Source organism: Xylophilus rhododendri, from assembly GCF_009906855.1.
In the GTDB taxonomy this organism is placed as follows: domain Bacteria; phylum Pseudomonadota; class Gammaproteobacteria; order Burkholderiales; family Burkholderiaceae_C; genus Xylophilus; species Xylophilus rhododendri.
Window position 1 is genome coordinate 5242077 of record NZ_CP047650.1, and the last position, 11175, is coordinate 5253251.

8 protein-coding genes are annotated in these 11175 nt (G+C 68.2%); 2 read left to right on the forward strand and 6 right to left on the reverse strand.

Annotation, left to right across the window (positions count from 1 at the left end):
• Positions 1 to 34: 34 nt before the first annotated feature.
• From GT347_RS24235 to GT347_RS24255, 5 genes are all read right to left on the reverse strand, one after another.
• Positions 35 to 1606, reverse strand: a complete 1572-nt coding sequence (locus tag GT347_RS24235; protein WP_160554629.1) for a tripartite tricarboxylate transporter permease — start codon at positions 1604 to 1606, stop codon at positions 35 to 37.
• Between the two features lie 4 nt (positions 1607 to 1610).
• Positions 1611 to 2087 (reverse strand): tripartite tricarboxylate transporter TctB family protein, encoded by a 477-nt coding sequence (locus GT347_RS24240; RefSeq protein ID WP_160554630.1) that lies wholly within the window; start codon positions 2085 to 2087, stop codon positions 1611 to 1613.
• Between the two features lie 120 nt (positions 2088 to 2207).
• On the reverse strand, positions 2208 to 3689 hold the full coding sequence (locus GT347_RS24245; RefSeq protein ID WP_229722479.1) for a sensor histidine kinase: 1482 nt from the start codon (positions 3687 to 3689) through the stop codon (positions 2208 to 2210).
• A gap of 43 nt (positions 3690 to 3732) precedes the next feature.
• A complete protein-coding gene (locus tag GT347_RS24250; RefSeq protein WP_160554632.1) occupies positions 3733 to 4425 on the reverse strand; it encodes a response regulator in 693 nt (230 codons plus the stop codon).
• Between the two features lie 19 nt (positions 4426 to 4444).
• The gene (locus GT347_RS24255) at positions 4445 to 5923 is read right to left on the reverse strand and encodes an NAD-dependent succinate-semialdehyde dehydrogenase (protein ID WP_160554633.1); all 1479 of its coding nucleotides are present in this window, start codon (positions 5921 to 5923) and stop codon (positions 4445 to 4447) included.
• 167 nt (positions 5924 to 6090) lie between these two features.
• On the opposite strand from GT347_RS24255, the gene GT347_RS24260 reads away from it, so the two are divergent.
• Together GT347_RS24260 and alaS are read left to right on the forward strand one after the other, a co-directional pair.
• Positions 6091 to 7245: a zinc-dependent alcohol dehydrogenase family protein gene (locus tag GT347_RS24260; RefSeq protein WP_160554634.1), complete on the forward strand. Its 1155-nt coding sequence runs from the start codon at positions 6091 to 6093 to the stop codon at positions 7243 to 7245.
• Between the two features lie 103 nt (positions 7246 to 7348).
• Positions 7349 to 9982: an alanine--tRNA ligase gene (gene alaS / locus GT347_RS24265; RefSeq protein ID WP_160554635.1), complete on the forward strand. Its 2634-nt coding sequence runs from the start codon at positions 7349 to 7351 to the stop codon at positions 9980 to 9982.
• Positions 9983 to 10088: 106 nt separating this feature from the next.
• Here alaS and GT347_RS24270 read toward each other — a convergent pair whose 3' ends face one another.
• Positions 10089 to 11120 carry a GGDEF domain-containing protein gene (locus GT347_RS24270; RefSeq protein ID WP_160554636.1) on the reverse strand — a complete coding sequence of 344 codons (1032 nt, stop codon included), beginning with the start codon at positions 11118 to 11120 and terminating at the stop codon, positions 10089 to 10091.
• Between the last annotated feature and the right edge of the window lie 55 nt (positions 11121 to 11175).

An 11175-nucleotide genomic window follows, 5' to 3' on the forward strand; every position in this document is an offset into this window, starting at 1 on the left:
CCGTGAACTCCGACGAGCGGAGAGAGCTATCTCTTCAGGTGGCTTGTTCGATCTGGCGCGCCGCCACATGGGCGCTGGCCAGGACCTCTTCGGCCACGGATTCATCCGGCTTGCCGCGCTTCCTGCCGCGCCAGGCCGACCAGGTCACGCCGATCAGCAGCATGCAGCTGATGGCGATGAAGGTGCCGCTGATCGGACGCTGCACGAAGATCGCCAGGTCGCCGCGCGACAGCAGCAGGGCACGGCGGAAGTTCTCTTCCACCATCGGCCCGAGCACGAAGCCCAGCATGATCGGCGCGACCGAGAAGTTCAGGTAGATCAGGATGGCGCCGATGATGCCGAAGGCCAGCACCTCCCAGATCTGGAACAGGTTGTTCTGGGTGGAGAACACACCCACCGCGATGAAGAACATGGCGGACGGGAACAGGTAGCGGTAAGGCACCTGCAGCAGCTTGACCCAGACACCGATCATCGGCACGTTCAGCACGATCAGCAGCGCATTGCCGATCCAGAAGCTGGCGATCAGGCCCCAGAAGATGTCCGGATGCTCGCTGATCAGCTGCGGGCCGGGCTGGATGCCCTGGATCATCAGCGCGCCCAGGATCAGCGCCATCACCGCGTCGCCGGGGATGCCCAGGCTCATGGTGGGGATGAAGTCGACCTGCGTCTTCGAATGCGAGGCCGCCTCGGGCGAGGCCACGCCGCCGATCACGCCGGTGCCGTACTTCTCGGGCGTCTTGCTGATCTTGCGCTCCAGCGCATAGGCGATGAAGGTGGTGATTGTCGGGCCGGTGCCGGGCATGGCGCCGAAGACGGTGCCCACGGCGGTGCCGCGGATCATCGGCCAGATCGCCTGCTTCAGCTCTTCCTTGCTCGGCCGCATGTCGCGGATGCGCAGGTTGGTGTTGCCGGTGGAGATCACCTTCATGCGGTTGACGTTGAGCAGGAAGTCGGCCACGCCGAACAGGCCCATGGCGATGGCCACCAGCTCCAGGCCGTCGCTGAGTTCCGGCACGTCGAAGGAGAAGCGGAAGGCGCCGCTGTTGACGTCGGTGCCCACGCAGCCGCAGAGCAGGCCGAAGAGGGTCATGGCCACGCCCTTGAGCGGCGAGCCGCGCGACATGGTGGAGCCGGCCAGCAGGCCCAGCAGCATGATCGAGAAGATCTCGGTCGGCCCGAACTTGAAGGCGATCTCGGTCAGCAGCGGCGAGGCGAAGACCATCACCAGGATGCCGACGGAAGCCGCGAAGAAGGAGCTGATCATGGTGATGCCCAGCGCCGTGCCGCCCTTGCCCTGCTTGGTCAGGGGATAGCCGTCCAGGCAGGTCACCGCATGCGGCGGATGCGAGGGCAGGTTCAGCAGGATGGCACCGATGGCGCCGCCGTACTGCGAGCCGTAGAAGATGCCGGCCAGCATCAGGATGGCGGGCACCGGATGCATCGCGTAGGTCAGCGGCAGCAGGATGGAGATGGCCGACAGGGCGCCCATGCCCGGCAGCACGCCGATCAGGTTGCCGACCAGCACGCCGAAGAAGGACCACATCAGGTTGGTGCCCTGGAAGGCGACACCGAAACCAAACCACAGGTCATGAAGAGACTGCATCATGGCTTCAGGCCCCCCACTTGATCAGGGGCAGCTGCAGCTGCAGCGCCCACCAGAAGACCACGGTGGCGATCACCATCATGGCCACCGACAGCACGAAGGCCTGCAGCACCGTATTGCTGCGGTCGCCCAGGGCACAGATGAAGACGATGGCGAAGGTCGCCGGCAGCAGGCCGCAGTAGTTGCCCAGCACCAGGAAGGCCACGGTGCCGGCGACGATGCACAGGCCGCCGCGCAGGTCGGGCAGGCCGGTGGGGTGGTGGCCGCCGGTCTCGGCCTGGGGCTTTTCGCCGCGCGCCGACAGGGCGATCAGCAGGCCCGACAGGGCCAGCAGCGCACCCACGGCGCAGGGGAAGAATCCCGGGCCCATGCGTTGCAGCGTGCCCAGCTTGTACTGGATGCTGGCATACACCGCGGCCAGGCCGATGATCACCATCAGCGCGCCGCCGTAGTAGTCCTTGTTGAAGGATTTGGTAGGTCTCATGTGCTCTCTCTTTCCGACGTTCCATGGACATGGCCCAGGGGGGCCGTCCAAGTCGGGCGAGTCTAGGAATCGAGCCTTCCAAACGGCTTCCGATGCCGGCACACGGTCCAAAAATACGTGTTATTCCGAATGCGGAAGGCCTGTTTTTCCTAGGGAAAACACCAGCTTCGCCAGCAGGCCGGAGCTGCCGTCGGCGGGGGCGTCGAACACGATGTCGCCGCCATTGCGCCGGGCGTAGGCGCGTGCGATGGCCAGGCCCAGCCCGGCGCCACCGCCGTGCGCGCCGGCACCGCCATTGCCTCGGTTGAAGCGCTCGAAGACCGCGTCGCGGCGATCGGCGGGAATGCCGGGTCCGCTGTCGGCCACCTCGGCCACGGCCTGGCCGGCTTCGCGCCGCACGGCCACGTTGATGCTGCCGTTGCGCGGCGTGTGGCGGATGGCGTTGTGCAGCAGGTTGGACAGGGCCTCGTGCAGCTCGGCGGCCTCGGCCCGGATCGGCACCGCGGGCGTGCCGTCGGACTCGTCGGCATCCTCGCCGCGGGCATCGGTCCAGCCCAGGTCGATGTTCTTCTCGCGCGCCAGCGGCAGGTGCTGCAGCACCACCTCGCGGGCGATGGCGTTGAGGTCGGCGGGCGGGCGGGGCGCGTCGTCCTCGCCGCGGCTGGCATGGGCCATGGCCAGCAGCTGGTCGGACAGGCGGCGGCTGCGTTCCAGCTGTCCGGCGATGGCGGCCAGGCTTTCGCGCATGGTCGCGGCCTCGTTCTGGCGCAGCGCGTAGCCGGCCTGGGTCATCATGATCGCCAGCGGCGTGCGCAACTGGTGCGAGGCATCGGCCAGGAAGCCCGCCTGCCGCTCCAGCACCGCGCGGTGGTCGGCGATGTGGTGGTTGACCGCATCGACCAGCGGCTCCACTTCCGCCGGCACGGCGCCGGCCTCCAGCGGCCGCAGGTCATTGGCCTGCCGGCTGCGCAAGGTCGCACGGAGCCGCCGCAGCGGATTCAGCGCCCAGGCGATGCCCAGCCACACCAGCAGCACCATGAAGGCCAGCATGCGCAGGCCATGCCAGATCTCGGCATGCAACAGGCCCTGGCGCGCGGCATTGCGGTTGCCGGTGCTCTCGGCCGCACGCAGCAGCACCTGCCAGCGCTGCCCGCGGCCGTCGTACATGCGGCGCTGCATGGCGGCGACACGCACCGGGTAGCCCCGGTAGTCGGCGTTGTAGAAGACCACCCGGGCATCGGCCGATGTGCCCAGGGAGGCCGGCGCCGGTTCCACCGGCGCACCGGGCGGCGCCGCGGGCAGGTCGTCCACGCCCAGCAAGGTCTCGGCGGGCCGGGCGGCCTCGCCGCCGGCCTCTTCGGGTACGGCGAGCACCTGCAGGTGCTTGTGGCGGGCCTTGAGCGATTCGAACATCGCCTGGATCGGGAAGGCTTCGTTGACCGTCAGCGCGCCGCCGCTGTCGGTGGCCAGCCCTGCGTCCAGCGCGGAGATGGCTTCGAGCAGGCTTTCGTCGTAGGCCGATTCCAGGGTGCGCGCCGTGGCGTGGTAGTCGGTCCAGCTGTCGAGGGCCAGCAGGGCGGCCATGCCCGGCAGCAGCAGCATCAGCAGCTGCGCGCGTATGCCGGCTCGCCAGGGGCGCCGCGGCTCAGCCGGCCCGCTCTGCGGCATGCCCGGCGTTTTCCATCATGTAGCCCAGGCCGCGCACAGTGACGATGCTGACGTCGCTGCCGGCCAGCTTGCGGCGCAGGCGGTGCAGTACCAGCTCGATCGCATCGGGGCCCACGCTGCTGTCCTGCGGGAAGACCTTGTCCGAGAGCTGCGACTTGCCGACAGGGGAGCCGGCGCGCATCAGCAGCGCCGTCAGCGCGGCCTGCTCGCGCGGCGTCAGCTGCAGCAGCTCGCCGGCCAGGGTGAAGGCATGGTTCTCGCCGTCGTAGGCCAGCGAGGCGCACTGCAGACGGGCATGTTGCCGGCCATGGCTGCGGCGCACCAGGGCCAGCAGGCGGGCTTCGAGTTCCTCGATGGCGAAAGGCTTGGCCAGGAAGTCGTCGGCGCCCAGGTTCAGGCCGCGCACCCGGTCGGGCAGGCTGCCTTGCGCGGTCAGCACCAGCACCGGCACGGCGTTGCCGGCATCCCGCAGGCCGGAGAGGACGGCGAAGCCGTGTTTGTCCGGCAGGCCCAGGTCCAGCACCACCGCGTCGTAGGCGGTGCCCACGCCCAGCAGGGCTTCCGCCGTGCGGGCGTCGGGCGCGTGGTCGGACACGAAGCCGCTCTGCTTCAGTGCCCGTTGCAGCCATGCGGCCATCTCGGCCTCGTCTTCGACCAGCAGGATGCGCATGGCTTTCTCTCTTTCTTGCTTACTTCTGGATATCGCCCAGGCAGAGGTACTTCAGCTCGACATAGTCGTCGATGCCGTGGTGCGAACCCTCGCGGCCCAGGCCCGATTGCTTCACGCCGCCGAAGGGCACGTGCTCGGTGGCGATCACCCCGGCGTTGATGCCCACCATGCCGTATTCCAGCGCCTCGGCCACGCGGAAGATGCGGCCCACGTCGCGGCTGTAGAAGTAGCTGGCCAGGCCGAACTCGGTGTTGTTGGCCGCGTCGATGGCTTCCTGCTCTTCCTTGAAACGGAAGACCGGAGCGAAGGGACCGAAGGTCTCCTCGCGGGCGCACAGCATGTCCGGCGTGGCATCGGCCACCACGGTCGGCTGGAAGAACTGGCCTTCCATCTTCTCGCCGCCCGCGGTGATGCGCGCGCCCTTGGCCAGCGCATCGTCCAGATGCTTCTGCACCTTGGCGATGGCCGCCGGCTCGATCAGCGGGCCCTGCACCACGCCCTCGTCGAAACCGTTGCCCACCTTCAGGCTCTTGACCTTGGCCGAGAACTTCTCGATGAACTGCTCGTACACGCCGTCCTGCACATACAGCCGGTTGGCGCAGACGCAGGTCTGGCCGGCATTGCGGTACTTGCTGGCGATGGCGCCTTCCACGGCCGAATCGATGTCGGCGTCATTGAAGACGATGAAGGGTGCGTTGCCGCCCAGTTCCAGCGACATCTTCTTGACGGTGGGCGCGCTCTGCGCCATCAGGATGCGGCCCACTTCGGTGGAGCCGGTGAAGCTGATGTGGCGCACGATGTCCGATGCGCAGAGCACCTTGCCGATGGCGATGGAGTTGTCGCTGTCGGCCGTCAGCAGGTTGAGCACGCCCTTCGGAATGCCGGCGCGAACCGCCAGTTCGGCGGCTGCGAGCGCGGTCAGCGGCGTGAGTTCAGCGGGCTTGATGACGACCGGGCAGCCGGCGGCCAGGGCCGGCGCGACCTTGCGGGTGATCATGGCCAGCGGGAAGTTCCACGGCGTGATCGCGGCGCAGACACCCACCGATTGCTTGAGCACCAGCAGGCGCCGGTTGTTGTCGAACTGCGGCAGGGCCTCGCCGTTGATGCGCTTTGCTTCTTCCGCGAACCATTCGACGAAGCTGGCCGCGTAGCTGACCTCACCCTTGGCCTCGGCGAAGGGCTTGCCCTGCTCGGCGGTCATGATGCGGCCCAGGTCTTCCTGGTTGGCCATCAACAGCTCGAACCACTTGAGCAGGATGGCGTGGCGCTGCTTGCCGGTCTTGGCGCGCCAGGCGGGCCAGGCGGCGTTGGCGGCGTTGATCGCGTACTCGGCATCGGCCGGGCCGAGGTTGGGTACGTCCGCGAGCTTGAGGCCGGTGGCCGGATCGTTCACGTCGAAGCGCGCAGCGCCCTTGACCCACTGGCCGTCGATCAGCGCATCGGTCTTGAGCAGGCTCGGGTCGTTGAGCAGGGAAAGCGGGGATGTCTTCATGTCCATGGCGTATTCCTTCTTGATCGTTGCAGGCGTGACGGGCGGCTGCCGGCCAGCGGAAGATTCTCGCATCCGCGCCGTACCCCGTGAATGCCCTGCGCCGGGAAACCCCTCTGGACGCTCATGGGTCGGCCAAGCTGCAATGGACCGCCATCCAGTGAGTACATGCCAACATGAAAATCCGTGCCGCTGTCCTGTCCCAGATCGGAGCGCCCAAGCCCTTCGCCAAGAGCCAGCCGCTGCAGATCGCCGAAGTCGATCTGGCGCCGCCCGGGCCGGGCGAGGTGCTGCTGCGCATCCTGGCCTCGGGGCTGTGCCATTCCGACCTGTCGGTGATCTCGGGCGACCGGCCGCGGCCGGTGCCCATGGTGCTGGGCCACGAGTCCTGCGGCGAGGTGCTCGAATGCGGCCAGGGCGTGGCGGACCTGCGGCCGGGCGACCGGGTGGTGCTGGTCTTCATGCCCAGCTGCGGCAGCTGCATCCCCTGCGCGGAAGGCCGGCCGGCCCTGTGCGAGCCGGGCGCCGATGCCAATGCCGCCGGCCACCTGCTCGGCGGCGCGCGGCGGCTGTCGCGCGGGGGCGAGGCGGTGAATCACCACCTGGGCGTTTCCTGCTTCGCCGACCACGCGGTGGTCTCGCGCCGCTCCTGCGTGAAGATCGATTCGACCATCGGCGATGCCGAGGCCGCGCTCTTCGGTTGCGCCGTGCTGACCGGCGTGGGCGCGGTGGTCAATACCGCGCGCATGCAGGCCGGCAGCCGCGCGGCGGTGCTGGGGCTGGGCGGAGTGGGGTTCAGCGCTCTGCTGGCGGCGGTGGCCGCCGGTGCACGCGACGTGGTGGCGATCGACCTCGACCCCTCCAAGCTGGCGCTGGCGCGGCGGCTGGGCGCCACCGCCACCGTCAACGCCTCCGACCCGGCGGCCAGCGAGGCGGTGCGCGACATCACCCACGGCGGCGTCGACTTCGCCTTCGAGATGGCCGGCGCGGTGCCCGCCATGGAGTTGGCCTGGAAGATCACCCGCCGCGGCGGCACGACCATCAGCGCCGGCCTGCCGCATCCGGCCCTGCGTTTCCCGCTGCCGCCGGTGCAGCTGGTGGCCGAGGAGCGCACCCTGCGCGGCAGCTACATCGGATCGGCCGTGCCGGCGCGCGACATCCCGCGCTACATCGACCTCTACCAGCGCGGCAAGCTGCCGATCGACCGCCTGATGGGCGAGCGCCTGCCGCTGGAAGACATCAACCGCGGCTTCGACCGCCTGGCCTCGGGCCACTCGCTGCGCGACCTGGTCATGCCGACGCAGGCGGTGAAGGCGCAGGCCGCCGGCTAAAATCGCCGATTGCCCTGGACCTGCCGCGGCACTTGTGAAAGCCGCCCGCGGCCCGCAGGTGTCCTGCCCGCCAGGACGCCTGCCATTCGACACTGCCGCCACCATGACGACCCGATCGACCCCACCCGTTACCGTCGCTGAAATCCGCAAGAGCTTCCTCGACTTCTTCGCCAGCAAGGGCCACACCGTGGTCCCCTCCAGTTCGCTGGTGCCGGGCAACGATCCCACGCTGATGTTCACCAACTCCGGCATGGTGCAGTTCAAGGACGTGTTCCTGGGCAGCGACAAGCGCTCCTACAACCGTGCCACCTCGGTGCAGGCCTGCCTGCGTGCCGGCGGCAAGCACAACGACCTGGAGAACGTCGGCTACACCGCGCGCCATCACACCTTCTTCGAGATGCTGGGCAACTGGAGCTTCGGCGACTACTTCAAGCGCGAGTCGCTGAAGTGGGCCTGGGAGCTGCTGACCGAGGTCTACCAGCTGCCGGCCGAGCGCCTGCTGGCCACCGTCTACGAAGAGGACGACGAGGCCTACGACATCTGGACGAAAGAGATCGGCCTGCCGCCCGAGCGTGTGATCCGCATCGGCGACAACAAGGGCGGCCGCTACAAGTCCGACAACTTCTGGATGATGGCCGACACCGGCCCCTGCGGCCCCTGCTCGGAGATCTTCTACGACCACGGCCCGCACATCCCCGGCGGCCCCCCGGGCAGCCCGGATGAGGACGGCGACCGCTTCATCGAGATCTGGAACAACGTGTTCATGCAGTTCGACATGGCCGAGGACGGCAGCGTCAGCCGCCTGCCCGCGCCCTGCGTGGACACCGGCATGGGCCTGGAGCGCCTGGCGGCCATCCTGCAGCATGTGCACAGCAACTACGAGATCGACATCTTCGCGGCGCTGATCCGCGCCGCCTCGCGCGAGACCGGCTGCACCGATCTGGAAAACAAGAGCCTGCGGGTGATCGCCGACCACATCCGCGCCACCGCCTTCCTGGTGGCCGACGGCGTGGTGCCCAGCAACGAGGGCCGCGGCTATGTGCAGCGCCGCATCGTGCGCCGGGCGATCCGCCACGGCTACAAGCTGGGCCAGAAGAAGCCCTTCTTCCACAAGCTGGTGCCCGACCTGGTGGCGCTGATGGGCGAGGCCTATCCCAAGCTGCAGGCCGACCAGCAGCGCATCACCGACATCCTGAAGACCGAGGAAGAGCGTTTCTTCGAGACCCTGGCCAACGGCATGGAGATCCTGGACGCGGCCCTGGCCGGCGGCGCCAAGGTGCTGCCCGGCGACGTGGCCTTCAAGCTGCACGACACCTTCGGCTTCCCGCTGGACCTGTCGGCCGACGTCTGCCGCGAACGCGAGGTGGGCGTGGACGAGGAGGGCTTCAAGGCCGCCATGGAACGTCAGAAGGCCGCGGGCCGCGCGGCCGGCAAGTTCAAGATGGACCGTGCGCTGGACTACAGCGGCGCCGGCAACCTGTTCACCGGCTACGAGATGCTGGAGGAGGCCGCTTCGGTGGTCGCGCTCTACCACGAAGGCACGCCGGTGCAGCAGCTCGCAGAAGGCCAGAGCGGCGTCGTCGTGCTCGACACCACCCCCTTCTATGCCGAGAGCGGCGGCCAGGTCGGCGACCAGGGCCAGCTCGCGGCCGAAGGCGTGCTCTTCGGCGTGGCCGACACGCAGAAGATCAAGGCCGATGTCTTCGGCCACCACGGCACCCAGACCCAGGGCACGCTCAAGGTCGGCGACAAGCTCACCGCCCGCGTCGATACGGCGCTGCGTGCCGCCACCCAGCGCAACCACAGCGTCACCCACCTGATGCACAAGGCGCTGCGCGAGGTGCTGGGCACCCATGTGCAGCAGAAGGGTTCGCTGGTCAACGCCGAACGCACCCGTTTCGACTTCGCCCACAACGCGCCGGTCAGCGATGCGCAGGTGCGCGAGATCGAGGCCCGCGTCAATGCCGAGATCCTGGCCAACGAGGCGGTCGCCGCCCGGGTGATGGACATCGAATCGGCCCAGCAGACCGGCGCCATGATGCTGTTCGGCGAGAAGTACGGCGAGACGGTGCGGGTGCTCGACATCGGCTCCAGCCGCGAACTTTGCGGCGGCACGCACGTGGTGCGCACCGGCGACATCGGCCTGTTCAAGGTGGTCAACGAATCCGGCGTGGCCGCGGGCGTACGCCGCATCGAAGCGGTGACCGGCGCCAATGCGCTGTCCTACCTGCAGCAGCTCGAATCCACGGTGCACACCGTGGCCGCCACCCTCAAGGCGCCGGCCGCCGAGCTGGAAAGCCGCCTGGGTTCGGTGCTGGAGCAGGTGCGTTCGCTGGAGAAGGAAGTCGCCGCGCTCAAGGGCAAGCTGGCCTCCTCGCAGGGCGACGAACTGCTGCTGCAGGCCATCGACATCAAGGGCCTGAAGCTGCTGGCCGCCCAGCTGCCGGGCGCCGATGCCAAGGTGCTGCGCGACACCATGGACAAACTCAAGGACAAGCTCAAGACCGCCGTCATCGTGCTGGCCTCCACCGAGGGCGGCAAGGTGCAGATCGCGGCCGGCGTCACCGCCGACAGCATCGGCCGGGTGAAGGCCGGCGAGCTGGTGAACTTCGTGGCCCAGCAGGTTGGTGGCAAGGGCGGCGGCAAGCCGGACATGGCCATGGCCGGCGGCACGGATGCGGCGGCGCTGCCGGCGGCCTTGCAGTCGGTTCAGGCCTGGGTCACGGAAAGAGCCTGAACCCCGCCCGCCTCCGCCCCAGCGGGCGAGGCGGCGAGGCTACGCCGAGCAGCGGGCCGCCCCTTGAGGGGGAGGCGAAGACACGAAGTGCGTAGCCTGGGGTGGTCTAAAACAATTCGACGTCGTTCTGCGCGGCCTCTGTTGCCTGCAACTGGCCGCCCTTCATCAACTCTTCGTAGTAGCAGACCAGGTTGCGGCCGTTTTCCTTGGCGTGGTAGAGCGCCTGATCGGCATGGCCCATGATCTCCACCGGCGCGCCGGCATTGGCGCTGGTGAAGCCCACGCTGATCGTCACCCGCCCGACCTGCGGAAAGCGGAACTGCTCGATGTTCGTGCGCAGCCGATTGAAGATGAGCCGCGCCTGCTCCAGCGAGGCCTGGCGCAGCAGCACCACGAACTCCTCGCCGCCGAAGCGGAAGATGCGGTCCTGGCTGCGGAAGGAGGACTTCAGCAGATTGGCCACCAGGATCAGCACCTCGTCGCCATACACATGGCCGAAGCGGTCGTTGACCTGCTTGAAGTGGTCGATGTCGATGACGGCCAGCCAGTGCGCCTCGGTGGAGTCCTCGCCGGCGGCCGCGGCCGTGCCGGCATCGCGGGTATGGCGGGAGAACTGCTCGTCGAAGGTCTTGCGGTTGAACAGGCCGGTGAGGGCGTCGCGTTCGCTGTAGTCGAGCAGGCTCTGGTAGTTGCGGTAGACCTCGACGATGCCGTTGATCACGTCCAGCGTCTGCTGGGTGTAGGCGGTGTCGGTGGCGATCTCCAGGCAGGCCACGGTGCGGTCGTTGAGCTGCACCGGGAACCACAGCCGATAGCTGCCGTCCGCATAGGTGTGCTGCACGCTGTTGCTGCGCTGCTCCAGACCCTTGACCAGTTCGGGGTAGCTGGCCAGCGGCAGGCACTGTTCCTCGCACACGGCGGGGCGGTCCGGCGCCACCATCTCGCCGTCCAGCAGCAGGGTGAAGGCCCGTACATAGGTGACGTCCTTCTCGACGAAGAACTCCAGCTTGCGCACCTCCCGCATGCCCACCAGATGCCGCAGCGCCGAGATGACCGAATACTCGAGCCGCGTGTGGTCACGGTGGCCGGTGATCTCGATGAGGTGCTGAAGGATCGGTGAGGGATTGGTTGGTGTCATCAGCGGCGATACGCATGCGCCGGATGGCCAGCGTTCGATTCCAGGTCGGACTGTT